Origin of the sequence: Edaphobacter paludis (assembly GCF_039993895.1) — a bacterium.
GTDB classification, from domain to species: domain Bacteria; phylum Acidobacteriota; class Terriglobia; order Terriglobales; family Acidobacteriaceae; genus Edaphobacter; species Edaphobacter paludis.
Window position 1 is genome coordinate 697,167 of the sequence record NZ_CP121194.1, and the last position, 15,486, is coordinate 712,652.

At 58.3% G+C, this 15,486-nt stretch carries 15 protein-coding genes; 7 read left to right on the forward strand and 8 right to left on the reverse strand.

Going from position 1 to position 15,486, the window contains the following annotated elements; translation table 11 throughout:
* Positions 1–3: 3 nt before the first annotated feature.
* Together P4G45_RS02550 and P4G45_RS02555 are read left to right on the forward strand one after the other, a co-directional pair.
* The gene (locus P4G45_RS02550; protein WP_348268128.1) at positions 4–417 is read left to right on the forward strand and encodes a DUF6677 family protein; all 414 of its coding nucleotides are present in this window, start codon (positions 4–6) and stop codon (positions 415–417) included.
* A complete protein-coding gene (locus P4G45_RS02555) occupies positions 414–590 on the forward strand; it encodes a hypothetical protein (RefSeq protein ID WP_348268129.1) in 177 nt (58 codons plus the stop codon). The genes P4G45_RS02550 and P4G45_RS02555 overlap by 4 nt, the downstream gene beginning before the upstream one ends.
* On the opposite strand, the gene P4G45_RS02560 is transcribed toward P4G45_RS02555, so the two are convergent.
* Entirely contained in the window at positions 580–2,619 is a 2,040-nt protein-coding gene (locus P4G45_RS02560; RefSeq protein ID WP_348268130.1) for an EAL domain-containing protein, read from the reverse strand. The two genes, P4G45_RS02555 and P4G45_RS02560, sit on opposite strands and share 11 nt — an antisense overlap.
* A gap of 62 nt (positions 2,620–2,681) precedes the next feature.
* On the opposite strand from P4G45_RS02560, the gene P4G45_RS02565 reads away from it, so the two are divergent.
* The gene (locus tag P4G45_RS02565; RefSeq protein ID WP_348268131.1) at positions 2,682–3,017 is read left to right on the forward strand and encodes a cupin domain-containing protein; all 336 of its coding nucleotides are present in this window, start codon (positions 2,682–2,684) and stop codon (positions 3,015–3,017) included.
* A 51-nt stretch (positions 3,018–3,068) separates the two neighbouring features.
* Here the strand turns inward: P4G45_RS02565 and P4G45_RS02570 are convergent, their stop codons facing one another.
* The 7 genes from P4G45_RS02570 to rfbC all read right to left on the reverse strand — a co-directional run bounded on the left by P4G45_RS02570 (position 3,069) and on the right by rfbC (position 12,551).
* On the reverse strand, positions 3,069–3,914 hold the full coding sequence (locus tag P4G45_RS02570) for an IclR family transcriptional regulator (RefSeq protein ID WP_348268132.1): 846 nt from the start codon (positions 3,912–3,914) through the stop codon (positions 3,069–3,071).
* A gap of 112 nt (positions 3,915–4,026) precedes the next feature.
* Positions 4,027–4,533, reverse strand: a complete 507-nt coding sequence (locus P4G45_RS02575; protein ID WP_348268133.1) for a hypothetical protein — start codon at positions 4,531–4,533, stop codon at positions 4,027–4,029.
* Between the two features lie 11 nt (positions 4,534–4,544).
* A complete protein-coding gene (locus tag P4G45_RS02580) occupies positions 4,545–5,171 on the reverse strand; it encodes a response regulator transcription factor (RefSeq protein WP_348268134.1) in 627 nt (208 codons plus the stop codon).
* On the reverse strand, positions 5,164–8,109 hold the full coding sequence (locus P4G45_RS02585) for a two-component regulator propeller domain-containing protein (protein ID WP_348268135.1): 2,946 nt from the start codon (positions 8,107–8,109) through the stop codon (positions 5,164–5,166). The genes P4G45_RS02580 and P4G45_RS02585 overlap by 8 nt, the downstream gene beginning before the upstream one ends.
* An 18-nt stretch (positions 8,110–8,127) precedes the next feature.
* On the reverse strand, positions 8,128–9,954 hold the full coding sequence (locus tag P4G45_RS02590; protein ID WP_348268136.1) for a CRTAC1 family protein: 1,827 nt from the start codon (positions 9,952–9,954) through the stop codon (positions 8,128–8,130).
* Positions 9,955–10,455: 501 nt separating this feature from the next.
* Complete coding sequence (locus tag P4G45_RS02595) at positions 10,456–11,796, reverse strand: glycosyltransferase family 39 protein (RefSeq protein WP_348268137.1); 1,341 nt, start codon at positions 11,794–11,796, stop codon at positions 10,456–10,458.
* Positions 11,797–11,981: 185 nt separating this feature from the next.
* The gene (gene rfbC, locus P4G45_RS02600) at positions 11,982–12,551 is read right to left on the reverse strand and encodes a dTDP-4-dehydrorhamnose 3,5-epimerase (RefSeq protein ID WP_348268138.1); all 570 of its coding nucleotides are present in this window, start codon (positions 12,549–12,551) and stop codon (positions 11,982–11,984) included.
* Positions 12,552–12,932: 381 nt separating this feature from the next.
* Between rfbC and P4G45_RS02605 the strand changes: the two genes are divergently transcribed.
* Genes P4G45_RS02605 through gatC form a run of 4 tightly spaced genes read left to right on the forward strand, consistent with a single transcriptional unit; the run spans position 12,933 to position 15,484 of the window.
* Positions 12,933–13,667 carry a sugar transferase gene (locus P4G45_RS02605; protein WP_348268139.1) on the forward strand — a complete coding sequence of 245 codons (735 nt, stop codon included), beginning with the start codon at positions 12,933–12,935 and terminating at the stop codon, positions 13,665–13,667.
* Positions 13,654–14,865 carry a glycosyltransferase gene (locus P4G45_RS02610; RefSeq protein WP_348268140.1) on the forward strand — a complete coding sequence of 404 codons (1,212 nt, stop codon included), beginning with the start codon at positions 13,654–13,656 and terminating at the stop codon, positions 14,863–14,865. The genes P4G45_RS02605 and P4G45_RS02610 overlap by 14 nt, the downstream gene beginning before the upstream one ends.
* Positions 14,865–15,161: a DciA family protein gene (locus P4G45_RS02615; RefSeq protein WP_348268141.1), complete on the forward strand. Its 297-nt coding sequence runs from the start codon at positions 14,865–14,867 to the stop codon at positions 15,159–15,161. The genes P4G45_RS02610 and P4G45_RS02615 overlap by 1 nt, the downstream gene beginning before the upstream one ends.
* A complete protein-coding gene (gene gatC, locus P4G45_RS02620; protein ID WP_348268142.1) occupies positions 15,158–15,484 on the forward strand; it encodes an Asp-tRNA(Asn)/Glu-tRNA(Gln) amidotransferase subunit GatC in 327 nt (108 codons plus the stop codon). Before P4G45_RS02615 ends, gatC begins: the two co-directional genes overlap by 4 nt.
* Positions 15,485–15,486 lie beyond the last annotated feature (2 nt).

Sequence of the window (15,486 nt, forward strand, 5' to 3'; positions counted from 1 at the left end):
GAAATGGCGAACACTGTACAGGTCCCGGCGCGCGCCGCTGGTAGGTCTTCTTCGATGGCGCTTCTGGTGCTGATTGCCGGATGGCTGGTTCCGGGCGCAGGACACTTTTTGCTGGGCAAATGGGTGCGCGGACTGCTGCTGTTTGCGACGCTGGTGCTGATGTTCAGCATTGGGATTGCGCTGCATGGCAAGATCTACTCGCCGAATACGGGCGATCTGCTGGATATTCTCAACTTTGCGGGTGACCTGGGAACTGGCGTGCTGTACGGCGTGGCCAGAATCTTCGATCTGGGCGCGACGGCGGTGGTAACGGTCTCGGCTGACTACGGGACCAAGTTCGTTGTTGTGGCTGGGTTGTTGAATGTGATTGCGGCAGTCGACGCGCATTCGCTGGCGACCGGAAGGAAGGCCTCTTGACGATTACGCATTTTGACGCGGTACTCTTGTTCTCTCTGTTCACTTCGATTGTGTTCGGCATCACCCAACGGGCCGAGCCGCGAATGATGATCCGTTTCGGCGCATTCTGCTTCGGTCTGTTTGTGCTGGGAACGGTGGCGGCAAGCTGGCTGATGTGGCTGATTAAGCATTAGTCTTTGCCGCTTTTAATTGACGCTCCAACTCTGCTATGCGGTCCAGGAGTCTTTGTTTTTCCTGCACTGCATTGTCGATGTCCTGAATAGAGAGCGCAGCCCCCGCAATGCCGCCGCTTTTTCCGCGAACAGGAGCGGCGGTGACCCTGATCCAGGCTTTGCTGCCATCACTGCGGCGATAGAGGAGATCTTCAGGTTCTGTGGTTTTGCCACTCCGGATAGCGCATTCCATGGGGTATTCGCCGGACTCCAGGTCAAGTCCATCGGCATGGGAGAGGATTAATTGACGATAGGTGTCGAGGTTGGCGCCGGGGGGGAGCAAGCGCTGAAAGATCTCTTCTGCGCGACGATTGCACATGATAATGCGGTTGCCGGGGAACTCCGAGATGATGAGACCCACTGAGACGGCCTCAAAAACCGCCCGCAGCAGAGCCTCACTTTCGCGGAGCGCGCGCTCTGCCTTTTTGCGATCGTCGATATCTTCGACGGTGCCATACCAGCGGATAATTTTTCCCGTCTCGTCGCGCCGTGGGGCTGCGCGGGAACGCATCCAGCGCCACACTCCGTCGCCGCGGCCGATGCGAAATTCGACATCGATGGGTTTGCCGCTTCGCAAATGTTGCGCCCATTTGCGCAAGGTTGGTATGACATCGGCCGGGTGCAGGGCCTTCACCCAACCCTGATCGAGCGCCTGCTCCCTCGTCCATCCTGTGGAATTCTCCCAATGAGGGCCTGCTTCAAGAACCCTTCCTTCGGCATCGCTGGTCCATGGAATCTGAGGATTTAATTCGACGGAATTGCGGTAGTGGTCTTCACTTTCGCGAAGCGCTTCTTCGGTGAGCTTGCGACTGGTGATATCGACCACAGCAACAGAAACACCAACGATCTCCTCGGCTTCATCGCGAACGGGCTGATAGGTAACGATCAAGGTAAGATTGCCCCCTTCGGCATTCTTACGGGGACTGGTTATTTCGAGATCGTTGATAGTCTCGCCCTGAAGTGCCCGGCGGAGATACGGCTCAATTCTGAAGAAGACTTCGGGAATGACCTCGGCGACGCTTCTTCCAAGATGTTCGGCGATGGGCACGCCGTTCATCTCGGCGAGCCTCCTGTTGATGCTGACATAGCGCAGATTGCAGTCGAGAAAGCAGAGGCCGACGGGAGCGCTCTCGTAGATGGCCTGCAATTGCGCGAGCCGCTGTGCGGGATGGGCCTCCAGGTTCGGTAGCCTGTTGCTCGAAGGAAAGCTGCTGATAGCGTGGATGGGGGACAGTGAACGTCTCGAAAGGAAGTCAGAGAGATCATCCGGAGGAACGGGAGGGCCATAAAGCCAGCCCTGGCCTATGTCGCAGCCCAGACGGACCAGCATGTCTGCCTTGTCCTTTGTCTCAATGCCTTCGGCGACCGTGGTGAGGCCCAGGCTATGTCCGAGTCCAATAATGGCGGCGACGATTTTTCTGCTCTCTCTCGTGTCCGATATCTCGCGGACGAAGCTGGCATCGACTTTAAGCTCGTCGAAAGGCAGCGACTGGAGATGACGAAGGCTCGAGTAACCGGTGCCGAAGTCGTCGAGTGCAAGGGAGATGCCGTGCGCCTTCCAATCCTGAGCAATGGACTGCGCCTGGTCGATATTGTCGATGAGCGCGCTTTCCGTGATCTCGAGGATGAGACGCTTCAGCGAAAACCCTGCTAATTGAGCAGCTGAATCTATCTGCCGCGAAAGTGATGGGTCCCGAAACTGGAGCGGAGAGATGTTGAATGAGATGCAAAGCTCTTGGGGGAGGGAGGCAGCAACGCTGAAGACCCGGCGTAATAGATTTCCGGTAAGCGTGCCGATGAGCCCATGCTCTTCAGCGAGAGGAATGAATATCTCCGGTGAGATGGGGCCGTGAACCGGATGCCGCCAGCGCGCGAGAGCCTCAAAACCTGTGAGAACACCGGTACGTAGTTCAACAATAGGCTGAAAGTAAGGAACGATTTCATCCGCATCGAGAGCTCTGCTTAAATCGATTTGGCGAGTGGCTACCATGGCTGCGCAGAAGGATACACTGTCTCCGGTTGTGATGCACTTTTTTGAAGGGTCGGCTTGAAATGAGTTCAGTTAAATCACAGGATGCACGAAGCTTCACCCCAGAGCCGGGAATGACGCGGCAGGTGCTGGCCCATAGCGATGAGTTGATGCTGGTGCGGCACTATTTTGAGCCCGGTTGGTCGGGAGCGCGGCATAGCCACCCGCATCATCAACTGGTGTACGTCATCCGCGGTGCGCTGCGTGTGGACCTGGGGGGCGAGACGTTCGATGTGTTCGCCGGGGACAGCTTCGTCGTCAATGGAGGCGTGGAACATCAGGCCTGGGCACTGGACGCCTCAGAGGTGCTGGATGTGTTTACGCCGGTGCGAGAGGACTATCGGGAGTTGCTGAGGTAAGGCAAATCTCTCTTGTTCCAGTGATGAAGGTCTTCGGTTCTGCTCATCGGCCTATTCTGGCAGGGCTTTTGGGGGGCGCTTTGTCGCTCGCTTCGGCGCCTTCTGCTCTTCCTCTTCGACTGGCGACAAAGCGCCGATCGCCTCCGATATCTGTCGGCTGGCTTTGCGCAGCGTAACGATGATCTCTGGGATGCCAATGTTGTCCTCAATACGTTTTACGTAAGGGACAGTGAGGCCGGCCACGGCGTTTCCCTGCGCGTTAAGGATGGGGAAGCTGATGTTGACTACGCCTGTGACCTCGTAGCTGGCGCGCCGTTCGTATCCACGAACGCGAATCTTCGCAAGATGCTCGTCTAGATCGGCGGGTTTCTTCTTCTTCGTCTCAAGCTCCCATTCTTCAATCGCACGCTGGCAGGAGTCTTCGTCCTGATGCGCGAGGATCACGTGACCAGTGGCAGCGTGCATCAGGTCAACCTTGGATCCAACTTTGACGAAGAAGCCGGTTGATTCTGGTGAATCGACCTGGGCGAGAATGACGACGTGTCCTCCATCGAGTACGCCAAGATGACAGGACTGGCGAAGTTCGTGGGCCACCCAATGCATGGTGGGCAAAGCTTCGGTGATGAGGCGCTTGGTGGGAGGATGCTCCTGTCCCAGCCGAAAAAGGCGAAGCGTGAGCTGATACCGTTCTTTGTTCGCCGATTGAGCGAGGTATCCACGTTGTTCCAGGCAGAGCAACATACGGAAGATCTCGGACACTGTACGGTTCAATCTTCTTGCGACTTCGCTCACCGTAAGGCCGGCTGGCGTGCTCGCGAAGAGCTCCAGAATATCCAGACCTTTTTCCAGGGCAGGGGTTGGGTAGTATCGCTTTCCTGCGGATTTATCTTTAGCCATGAATGTGCTCGGGAGTGGGTAGATTAAGCATCCCCCCACGGTAACAAATGTTCTATCAGGTGTGTCGAATATTCACGGAAGAATGATCGTCAACTCGCGTAGTGAGCAAAATTTATGCGCCCGGCGTGTAGGAAAGCGTGAAGCGGCCAATCTGAATCATCGAATGGTCCGAAGGTGGCCAGATGCGAAAGGATTCAACACGCGACCCTGTAGGCAGGCGATGTGCGGTAGCGGTGCCGCGCTCTTCGCCGGTCGCGGCATCATAGAACTTGACGATGAGGCTCTCTCCGCTGCGCTGCCAACCGAGAACGTAATTGCCCGCCGGGAGAGCGATATCGCCGATAGTGATCGGCGCCTGCACCAGGAAATAATGGGAATATTTACCGTCGGCGGAGTACCCTGCGGTGATAAGGACGACGCCGGCAATGATCTTGCCCTGTCCGTTGATGATGCCAGAGGCGGTGCGCATCTCGGTTTCGATACGCTCTTTTTCAACCTGGGCACGGGCGGGCAAAGCATTTTGCAGCTCTGCCGATGTCGCTGAACGCCAGGAGGATTTTGGCTGCGCAATCAGAGGCGTCAGCGTAGTGAGAAGCAGGGCAAGGGCAAGGAATTTCATGGAGGACCGTTTCATTTGAGATGTACTATACCGCGCTGCAGTGCGACGGTCGCAGCGTGCGTACGATCGCTGACACCCAACTTGCTCAGCAGGTTATTGATGTGCGATTTGACCGTCGCTTCGCTGATGTCGAGATCCGCAGCGATTTCTTTATTGGCGCGGCCGGCGACGATGCGCTCCAGAACGCCCAGTTCGCGTGCAGTGAGGGCGTGGCTGCTCATTCTTTCGGCAAGCTTCTCTGCAATGGCGGGCGAGATGCGGGTCTTGCCGCTGTGCACAGCTTGAATGGTCGAGAGCAGTTCTTCGATGGTCATGCCTTTAAGCAGATAGGCCTTAGCCCCCGCCTGGAGTGCGCGGAAGATATCCTCGTCTCCGTCGAAGGTGGTCAGGACGACGAAACGTGCAGCAGGGTCATCGGCGCGAATTCTTTGGATGGCCTCGACGCCCCCCAGTTTCGGGAGTTGCAGGTCCATTAGGGTGATGTCCGGCCGCAGGCTGCGATAAAGTTCGATTGCCTGCAATCCATCACTGGCTTCGCCCACCACTTTGATCGCAGGCATGATGTTGAGCAGCGCCACGAGGCCTTGCCGGACGACGTGGTGGTCATCGACTACAAGGATGCGAATCGGTTCAGCCATTGGATGTAGCGCCTTTCTGTGTGGCGATTGGAGCTTCCAGCTTAACAGTAGTGCCCCGTCCGGGCGAACTCTCAATGCTGAGTCGAGCGTGAATCTGTGCCGCCCGTTCGCGCATCCCCTGTACGCCGAAGTGGCCCTTGGCTGGAAGTGAATCGTCTGCTGCCTCGAAGCCTCGGCCATCGTCGGTGATGGTTAATGTCAGCCGGCTTGAATGATAACGCAGATCGATGGAGACATGGGTGGCGTTGGCATGGCGAGACACATTGCTGAGCGCCTCCTGTGCGATGCGGAGAATCTCGTCTTCAAACACCGGAGCAAGAGCGCGATAAGTGCCTCCGATGTCGATCTTGATGGGGAGACTCTCCGTGCTCGATTGCTCCGCCAGCCGCGTGAGGCGCGTTGGCAGCGTGTGCTGGGCTGTGATGGCACGAAGGTCCCAGATGCTGCGGCGAGCCTCGGCTAAGCCCTCGCGCACATATTCGCGAGTGCGGTCGATCTGCTGACCGGCTGCGGCGACCTGGGATTGAGCGAGAAGCTGCGCGGTAAGTTCGAGCTGCACGGAGACGCCGACAAAACTCTGCGCCAGCGTGTCGTGAATCTCACGGGCCACTCGGTTACGTTCGGCTAGCACTGCCTGAAATTGCGAGTGAAGACGGCGCAGGCGCAGGCGATAGAGAAGGATGGCGATTGCGCCGACGAGAAGCACAGCCAGCAAAAGGAACCAGGGCTTGCGGTAAAACGGAGGCCGCACATAGAAAGCCAGAGATGCTCCGGCTTCATTCCATACGCCATCATTGTTTGCAGCCTGCACGCGAAACCGATAGTGGCGCGGCGGCAGGTTGGTGTAATAAGCGATGCGCCGTGAACCGGCCTGCGTCCATTGCTTATCGAAGCCTTCGAGGATATAGCGGTAGCGAACTTTAGACGGCGCTGCGTAACTGAGCCCGGCGTATTGAAACGCGAAGCTGTTGTGGCCGGGAGGAATGTTTTGTTCGGCGGTTGCGAGCGGAAGCTCTATGTCGTCGAGCGTAAAGCGTTCGATAACAACAGGCGCAGGAACGCGGTTCTCGGATAGGTGATCAGGATCGGCGGTGGCAACGCCCTTACGTGTTGCAAACCAGAGCTTTCCCTGCGCAGTCTTCCACGCCGCCGGGTGGCCGATTGCGGAAGCCTCTTCGGTAGGCATCCCGTCGGAGCGCCCATAGGAGATGGGACGTGGGTTGCAATCAGGGGATACACCGCAGGCGATCAGGCTGGATGCTGAGACGCGCGTAATGCCGTGGGTTGAGCTTAACCAGAGATTGCCGTGATCGTCCTTCAGAATGGAATCCACCGTCAGCGGGAGGTCGTGCCGCTGGAGAGAGGTCAAGACGCCGTTGGAATAGATGCTGAGGCCATCGCCGTTGGTTCCGATCCAAAGCGTGCCGTGTTGGCCTTCGGCGAGCGAGGTGATGACGTCTCCGGAGAGGCCGTCTTTCGTGGTGTAGGTCGATATCTTGCCGTCGTGAAGCCGTGAGAGACCATTGAGTGTGCCGATCCATAGATCTTGGTGAGAATCGGAAGTATGAGGCTGGAGAAGAGCTCCGATGAGGTTGCTCTTCAGTCCATTGGTTTGCGTGAAGATGGTGAAGCGGTTGTTCTGCCAGTGCGCGAGGCCGCGGCGCGTGCCGATCCAGAGAGAGCCGTCGCTGTCGACGAGCAGCGAGCGGATGAGGTCGTCGGGCAAGCCATCGGCCGAAGTGTAAGACGTGACTTTGCCGGCTTCGATGTGGTTCAGTCCGTCGGCAGTGCCGACCCAGACACTGCCGTTGGCTCCGGGAGCAAGGGCGAGGATGATCTCGCTCAGCAGGCCGTCGCGGATTGCGTAATGCCGCAGCTTTCCTGACTGCCAGCGGTCGAGACCGTCGCCGTTGGTGCCGACCCACATCGCTCCGTCCGAGGTTTGTACGATGGCGGTGATGACGTGATCGGAAAGTTCAGGAATCGTGCGGAAGTTCTGCTGCCGGAGGATGTCGAGGCCGCTGGTTTCGGTGCCGATCCAGAGATTGCCCTCGCGGTCTTCGAAGGTGGAGAGAATGCTGCTGGAGCCAAGTGCCAGTTGGCGTTGCGGCTGGCTGCTGCTTTTGTCCAGCATGAAGAGGCCTTGATTGGTTCCGATCCATAGGTCTCCGCGCGAGTCGGACAGCGCGGACTGGATGCGCGCGGCGGGTAGATCGCGGCCTGCCTGCAGAGTGCGTTGATGGCCGTTCTGAATGAGGGTAAGGCTGTTCGTGCTGCGTATCCAGATGCCGTTGGCGGGAAGTGCTCCGATGCCTTCGATGTTCGTCAGGTTGGGAGCGAGAGATGCTGGCCGAAGCTGATCGTGCTGGTATTGAAAGATTCCGGCGGTCGAGGCGATCCAGAGGCTTCCGTCGGCTGCTTTGGCGATTGCGGTTGGCGTGGCGCCGGAGGGAAGCGGCAGCGGCGTGAAACCGTTTCCGTCGAAGCGGAGGACGCTGCTGTTGGTGAGGACGACGAGAGTGCCGTTGTCTGTTGTCGAGAGCGAGACGATGTGCTCGGCGATGGGAAGATGGCGGAACGTGCCCGATGCGAATTGGACAAGACCGTCGGAGGTTCCGATCCAGAGAGAGTTGTTTGAATCCTGCACGATGCAGCAGGTATCGCTGCTGGTAAAGGCGGCGGTGTTTTCGTGGTTGAAGATTTTGAAGTCGATGCCGTCGAAGCGGGCGATGCCGTCTTCGGTGGCGATCCAGATATAGCCGTCGCTTGACTGGAAGACCTGATGGACGCTGTTTTGCGGAAGTCCGTTTTCAGTCGACCAGGATTGATGGCCGAGACTATTGACGCTCTGCGCGCTGGCGGAGAGGGCGATAGTTCCGCAGAGTGTCCAGAAGAAGAGGCAGCGCAGGACGGCATGGAGATTGGGAATTGGTTTCATGCGGATTGCAACGGCTGATTACATCCTGTTTCCTTTGCCTTCTGTGAGAGTAACGATCTGATCGACCTTTGCGATAGAGAATTTTTCTTTCGCTCCGCTGGGCCAGTGCACTTCTACGGAATCGACTTTGGTGGAGTCGCCGAGGCCGAAGTGGACGCGTGGGTCGTGGGTGGAAGCAAAGCTGCCGCCTGAGAAGATATCGTCGCGCTGGCGCATTCCGTTTGCCGTCACGAATACCTTAGCGCCCATGGCGTCGCGCGGGCTCCTGGGGCCGCCTATGAGCTTGAACTCGATCCAGTGATGATGGTCGGAAGACACGTTACGCAGAAGCGCGGGATGACCGTCGAGGACGTTGATGACGACGTCCTGTTTGCCATCGTTGAAGAGGTCGCCGACGGCCAGGCCACGGCCAACGTAGAGTGAGGCCAGGGCGGTGCCTTCCACGGCTGGTTCCACTTCGAACTTTTTGCCTTCCAGATTGTGAAAGAGCAGTGGGCGCTGCTTCCAGGTGGTGCCCCAGGTGGTGTGATCAACCTGCGGATAGACGTGACCGTTGGCGATGATGATGTCTTTCCAGCCGTCGTTATCGAAGTCAAGAAAAGCGTCCCCCCAGCCGAGGAAGGGAATGGTCGGTTCGGCCATGCCCATCTGGTAGCTGACATCGGTGAAGTTGGCGTCGCCGTCGTTGCGGTAGAGCGGGTTGTAGTCGTCGGAGAAGGTGGTGTTGTAGAGGTCGAGCAGACCGTTGTTGCGGTAGTCGCCGATGGCGATGCCCATGGAAGCTGTCTCGCGGCCATTCTCGTTCAGCGCGTAGCCGGAGGCGTAGCTGTCATCCTCGAAGGTTCCGTCGCCCTTATTGATGTAGAGGTAGTTTGGAGTGGAGTCATCTGCAACGATCAGGTCGGGCTTGCCGTCGTCATTCACATCAACAAAAGCAGACGCGAGGCCGTAGTAGCCGTTTTTATCCGAGACTCCGGCTTTTTCGCTGACATCGGTGAAGGTGCCGTCGCCGTTGTTATGGAAGAGGTGGTCGGGTTCGCCTTTGAGGCCGCGAGGGCCGCACATCACCTTTTCGCCGCGGAACTGGCAGCCATAAGCAGGCTGGTTGGCCATGTCGTAGTGGACGTAGCCGGGAACGAAGAGGTCGAGTTTGCCGTCGCCGTCGTAGTCGCCCCAGGTCGCTCCGGTGGACCAGTTGCCCAAGGTAACCCCTGCTTTTTCTGCCACATCGGTGAAGGTTCCGTCGTGGTTGTTGTGGTAGAGGCGGTTCTCGCCGAAGTTCGAGACGTAGATGTCGGGCCAGCCGTCGTTGTCGTAGTCGGCGATGGCGACACCGACGCCCCAGCGGTCGTTGGTGACTCCGGCTTTGGCGGCTACGTCGGTGAAGGTTCCGTCGTGGTTGTTGTGGAAGAGTGCGGCGTGCGGCGGGGTGGTCTTTCCGGAGAGCGCATCGTAGGTCGAGCCGTTGAGGAGATAGATGTCTAGCCAGCCGTCGTTGTCATAGTCGAAGAGGCCCACGCCGGAGCCGTTGGTCTCGATGATGAAGTTCTTTTCGGGTGTGCCCATGGTGTGGGTCCAGGTGGTGAGCCCGGCTTTTTGCGCGATGTCCTGAAACAGGATGGGACCGGTTTTGACGAAGCCGCCAGCGGTGATGGGTCGGTGCTCGCTATCGAGGACAGCTTCGTGAGCGGCTCCGGTATTGACGCTCATGCCTGCTGGGGGGCTTTGTTGCGCCGGCGCGGGTGATTGCGCGAGCAATGCTCCTATGGCTCCAGCGCCGAGGAAGATGCAGAGAGCGAAGATAGATAAAGCGGAGCCGGATTGCGAGCGGTGGAGATGGGGCATTGGGGCGAATTCCTGACGCGGTATCTATTGGGTGGGTTGCGGTTCTGTTTACGAATCCGCCAAAAGGGCCAAATCGTTCCGGCATCAGGTTTATCACAGTGCAGGAGCTACTTTTTCGAGGTACCCCCCTCTGGGTACTTTTGATGTAAAGTCTTCATTATACAGTAGTTAATTTTCAAAGTATTGATTCTAAAGGTGTTACTTGGTTTGGGCTGAAACTTCTGTTATTTCTGAGCCTTCTTTTATTTTAGCGAGTGGAGGGGAACTGATTTGCAGTTGGGGGGAGATTTATTTCACAGAATTAAACTGCTTATTTTGTGTAACTTATCAGGTTGTGAGCAGCGAAGTTGATGACTTTGGGGCTTGACAGAGTTTCGCGAGGGATAGGGGTGGAGTAGAACAAGCAACGGCAAAACCGAAATGCAGGGGTCTCTCCACTCCGGCGGCAAAGGCGCTGCCTCCGGTCGAGATGACGTGAGTTGTAGTGGGGTTTCGGGCGTTTCAGGCGGGGATGAAAACGGTTTGTGAATCTTCGTCGCGGGGTTGCTGATTGGCTTTGAGGGCGGGACGGTTGAACCTCTTTAAGGAGAGGATGCCGGTGCTGACCAAGGCGATAATCTCGGGTTCGATGGGCTGACGGTAGTCCGGTGAAGCGTGGGTGAAGAAATAGGTGAAGGGAAAGAGTGCCATCAGGATGACATAGGGGAGCGCCGCGGTCTTGTCCCTGAGCCATAGTTTGCGTGCACCGACGAGCATGAAGATCGTGAGGCCGATGGAGAAGAACATGTCGGGGATCTGGGTCGGCTGGTCTGCGAGGTAAGCTCGGCTGAAGCTCCAGTAGGCGGTCCAGAAGCAGAGGGCGCGGCGGAAGGAGTTTTTAAGGAAGACGACCGGATGCTGGCGGATGAAGGTGACGGCCAGGGTGTGTTTTTCGGCCAGATAGCGGGCCTCGCCAAGAGACTCGAAGCGCTGCATCTCGGTGGGGTTGCTGGCTGGATGGGCCCAGCGGTCGTTGGACTCGAAGGTGCTGCCGTCGTTGCCCGCCCAACACTCGAGCCAGAAGTTGTCGCGGACCGGGGTGAGCATGTGCAGGGCGCGATAGTTGCGGACGGTCCAAGGAGTAAGGACGGCGAGGACACCGAGGGTGGCGACGAGGCTGTGCGCCAGCCACTTTTCTTTGCGGCGATGGAGGACGACGGCGGTGAGGATGAGGAAGACCGGAAACATCGAGAGAACGGATGGGTTGGAGAGTCCGGCGATACCGTAAAAGACGCCGAAGCCCAGCCACGCGAGGACTCGGCGTTGGCGGTGAAGGCGTTGCGCGAGGCAGAAGCAGGTGGTGAAGAGGAGGCCGGTAAGGGCGTAGTCCCACACACGGGCGGCGGAGAAGTAGATGGCAAAGGGATAAAAGACCCAGGCCCAGGCAGCGAGGGTGGCTGCGCGATCTCCAATGGCATAGCGGGTGCTGAAATAGAGCGGAATGCAGGTGAGGGCGGAGAAGAGACTATTGATGGAGAGGATGGCGATGGCCGAGGCAGCCGTGTATACGCCGAAGATGCGAAAGATGGTTGCAACAAAGTAGGGAAAGATGGGTGGGACAAGGGCGGTGGGTCCCGTGGAGGGCCAGAAGGGTGAGCTGAAACCGTGGCCCTGGGCGATGGAACGGGCGACCCAGCCCATCTCCCAGCCGAACTCATCGAAGTGATCGGTGGGGTCGACGGTCTGACGGAAGATGCAGGCGACGAGGATCAGCCGGAGGGTAAGGGCGGCGAGGACGATGATGGAGAGTTGGGTGCTCGTCGATTTCTGGCGGAATGATCGGACGAGAGGGTTGTTCAGCAAACAGGGTTCTCCATCTTGGGCATCGGTAAAGTGCGAACCGACCACGGATGATTGGGGGATTAAGACTGATAGATACGGCTCTCTATCATCTTAGAGTGTTTCCCATGGGATGACCCGGAAACGATGACCGTATCCTCCGCCTGAGGCAAAGGATGACAATATTCGGTGCTGGATTGCCTGGACGACTATACGGGGGGCAGATCGGCTTCTAGGAAAGCTTTGCCTTGGGCGTCTTTGGGACTGACGGAGGGGGCGACGCCGTTGAGGGCGTCGAGCGGCCAGGCGATGTTGAGGGTGGGGTCATTCCAGAGAATCGAACGCTCGCCCTGGGGATAGTAGAGGTTAGTGGTCTTATAGAGGACTTCGGCGGTCTCGGAGAGGACGAGGAAGCCGTGGGCGAAGCCTTCAGGGATCCAGAGGGAGTGGATTTCGCCTTCATCGGTGAGCGGCTTGAGGTGGAAGCCGGCCCATTTGCCGAAGTCGGGGGAGTTGCGGCGGAGGTCAACGGCTACATCCCAGATATGGCCGGAGAGGACGCGGACGAGCTTTCCCTGCGGCTGGCCAAGCTGGTAGTGGAGACCTCGGAGGACGCCTCGGGTGGAGAAGGACTGGTTGTCCTGAACAAATTGGGCCGGGAGGTGGGCGTCGCGGAAGGAATTTTGGTTGAAAACTTCAGTGAACCATCCACGATTGTCGCCAAAGCGTTTGGGTTGAATCAGTTTGACATCAGCAAGCGCGGTGTTGAGAATGAGCATCCAAGTAGTTTACCGGGGCGGGGTGGGAGATGGAAGTCGTTGAACCTGCTACCGAAATGGAACGAAGAAAAATGGTCCGGCTACGAAATTGGTTCGCATCGGGGCATCGTCCTAGTAAACTGGCTGAACTGAAATAAAGCGACTGCATTTCCTTTTCCGGGTTGAGGATAGAGACGGCCGACTGGTTCCACCAAGAAACCAGCGCGAACAATGCAGTAACGAATGAGAAGGCATAACGGATTTGTGGACGTTTGCGGGCTGGTTCGGCTGCAAACGCGGGCGGCAGACAGCACGCCGCAAAACTTGGATGAACGAGTAACCGTACAAATTGCATAACGCAGAGGACGGCGTGGCCGCAGTTTGTTCAGACACAGGATTGCAATGCAGGCTGAATCTACCGAATCGCCGGTTGCGGTAATAGAAGATTCATACTCGTACGCGGAACTGGCGGGTTCTTCCCTTTGGAGAACGCCATGGACGGCGGAATCGCCGACCCAATATTTCCGCTATCGAGTCATCAAGCGCGGGCTTGACCTGCTGCTGGTGGCGGTTTCGATACCGGTGACGCTGCTGGTGTTGGGAATCGTGGCAACGATGGTCGCTGTGAGCTCTCCGGGTCCGATCTTCTATTCGCATCGGCGTATTCGCAAACACGGAGCGTTTTTTTCGATGTGGAAGTTCCGTACGATGTGCGTGAACTCGGCTGAGGTGCTGGAGAAGTACCTGGCAGAACATCCCGAGGCGAAGGCGGAGTGGAGCAAGACGCATAAGCTGCGGAATGATCCACGGATTACGAGGGTTGGGTCGTTTTTGCGGAGATACAGCCTGGATGAGCTGCCGCAGATGTGGAATGTTGTCACCGGCCAGATGAGCCTGGTGGGGCCGAGGCCGATTGTGGCGGCGGAAGTAGAGAAGTACGGTGACTGTTTTAGTTGTTATTGCAAGGTGAAGCCGGGGTTGACCGGTCTCTGGCAGGTCTCGGGGCGCAGTTCGTTGACCTACGACGAACGGGTGGCTTTGGATTGCGAGTATGTGGGGAACTGGTCGCTGGCCAAGGACGCCGTGATCCTGTTGAAGACGTTCTCGACGGTGGTGAACCAGGATGGCGCATTCTGAAGGCGAGCGCCGCGGGGAGTTGGGGCGGGGGGAATTGGGACGACGGGTGCGGGTCGCTATAGTTCATCATTGGTTTGTGACGCGGGGTGGCGGCGAACGCGTGGCAGAGTGCATCGCGTCGTTGTTTCCTGAGGCGGAGATTTTTACGCTGGTGGCGGACGCTCCGGGAATTCCTGACGGGTTGCGCGGACGGCGGCTGCATACATCGTTTTTGCAGCGGATTCCGCTGGCGAAGAACTATCATCGGCACATGATGCCGCTTTATCCGATGGCTACGGAAGGGCTGGACTTAAGGGGGTTCGACCTGGTGATCTCGTCGGACTCGGGGCCGGTGAAGGGCGTGCGCGTGGACGCGGGAGCGGTGCATATTTGCTATTGCCACTCGCCGATGCGATATCTGCATGACGGCTATGAGGCTTACCGAGCGCAGATGGGAGCGGTGACCCGAATGGTGTTTTCGGCCACGGCGGGGTGGGTGCGGGCGTGGGATGTTCGGGCGGCCCAGAGGGTGTCTTACTTTATTGCAAACTCGAAGTATGTGGCCGATCGGATTCGACGGTGCTATGGGCGGGAGAGCGTGGTGATTCATCCTCCAATTGATCTGGACCGGGCACGGATGGCGGTGCCGGGAGAGCATTATCTTTGTGCTGGACGGCTGGTGGGGTATAAGCGCACCGAGTTGATGGTTGAAGCTTGTTCGCGGTTGGGGCGGAGACTGAGGATTGCGGGGACGGGCCCCGAGGAGGCTCGGCTGAAGCGGCTGGCTGGGGGAGCGGACGTCAGGTTTCTGGGCGAGATGACGACCGAGGCGCTTTGGCAGGAGTATGCGGCGTGCCGTGCACTTTTGTTTGCTGCGGACGAGGATTTTGGCATGGTTCCGTTGGAGGCGCAGGCCTGCGGTCGGCCAGTGATTGCTTATGGGGCGGGCGGTTCGCTGGAGACGGTGCGGGGGCTCGGCGTGGCTGCGGATGGTGCTACCGGGATATATTTTGCGGAGCAGACGGTGGAGTCGGTGATGGACGGGATTCTGCGGTTTGAGGCTGCGGAGGCCGCAGGGATGTTCGATGCGGCGGTCGCCCGGCGATGGGCGGAGGGGTTCGCTACGCCGGTGTTTTTGCGGAAGCTGAGAGAGTTCGTGCTGGAGAAGATGCCGGAGGCGGCGGGTGCGATGGTGCCGGTTGCCGCGGAGACAACATAATGGCGATGGAAGGAATGCGGGATTTGTTGCGCGGGTCGCTGGGGCGGAGCCTGAAGGCGATGCGGCCGGAAGATAAGCTGGCTGCGGCGTGGCCGGTGGCCTGTGGCAAGGCGCTGGCGGAACGGGGAGAGGTGGTGGGCTATGTCGATGGAGAGGTCTGGATTGAAGTGCAGGACGGTACCTGGCTGCGGCAGATGATGAGTATGCAGGGTCAGTTGGCGGGCCAGATGGCGCGGATCGCAGGGGTGAAGGTGGGCAGGATACACTTTAAAGTGAAGAGGAATGACGGGCGATGAGTGAGCAGACGAGCGTAACGATTGAGGATGTTCGACGGGTGGCGGAGCTGGCCAATCTGGAGCTGACGGCGGAGGAAGAGCCGCGCATGCAGCGGGATTTGAATGCGATCCTGGGGCATATTGCTCAATTGAATGAGCTGGATACGAAGGACGTTGTTCCCATGGCGCAAGTGGGCGAGATGCTGGGTGGGGCGGGGCATGACTGGGGCGAGACGCTGCGGGAGGACGTGGTGCGGCCTTCGCTGGACAGGGCTGTGGTGATGGCGACGGCTCCAGAGACAGATGGCCGGTTCTTCAAGGTTCCAAAGGTGATTGAGCGTTGATA

Bases quoted from the DNA above. Each gene is read 5' to 3' on its own strand.
- P4G45_RS02550 (WP_348268128.1), top strand. From the start codon at position 4: ATGGCGAACACTGTACAGGTCCCGGCGCGCGCCGCTGGTAGGTCTTCT.
- P4G45_RS02560 (WP_348268130.1), bottom strand. From the start codon at position 2,619: ATGGTAGCCACTCGCCAAATCGATTTAAGCAGAGCTCTCGATGCGGAT.
- P4G45_RS02565 (WP_348268131.1), top strand. From the start codon at position 2,682: ATGAGTTCAGTTAAATCACAGGATGCACGAAGCTTCACCCCAGAGCCG.
- P4G45_RS02570 (WP_348268132.1), bottom strand. From the start codon at position 3,914: ATGGCTAAAGATAAATCCGCAGGAAAGCGATACTACCCAACCCCTGCC.
- P4G45_RS02575 (WP_348268133.1), bottom strand. From the start codon at position 4,533: ATGAAATTCCTTGCCCTTGCCCTGCTTCTCACTACGCTGACGCCTCTG.
- P4G45_RS02580 (WP_348268134.1), bottom strand. From the start codon at position 5,171: ATGGCTGAACCGATTCGCATCCTTGTAGTCGATGACCACCACGTCGTC.
- P4G45_RS02585 (WP_348268135.1), bottom strand. From the start codon at position 8,109: ATGAAACCAATTCCCAATCTCCATGCCGTCCTGCGCTGCCTCTTCTTC.
- P4G45_RS02590 (WP_348268136.1), bottom strand. From the start codon at position 9,954: ATGCCCCATCTCCACCGCTCGCAATCCGGCTCCGCTTTATCTATCTTC.
- rfbC (WP_348268138.1), bottom strand. From the start codon at position 12,551: ATGCTCATTCTCAACACCGCGCTTGCTGATGTCAAACTGATTCAACCC.
- P4G45_RS02605 (WP_348268139.1), top strand. From the start codon at position 12,933: ATGCAGGCTGAATCTACCGAATCGCCGGTTGCGGTAATAGAAGATTCA.
- P4G45_RS02610 (WP_348268140.1), top strand. From the start codon at position 13,654: ATGGCGCATTCTGAAGGCGAGCGCCGCGGGGAGTTGGGGCGGGGGGAA.
- P4G45_RS02615 (WP_348268141.1), top strand. From the start codon at position 14,865: ATGGCGATGGAAGGAATGCGGGATTTGTTGCGCGGGTCGCTGGGGCGG.
- gatC (WP_348268142.1), top strand. From the start codon at position 15,158: ATGAGTGAGCAGACGAGCGTAACGATTGAGGATGTTCGACGGGTGGCG.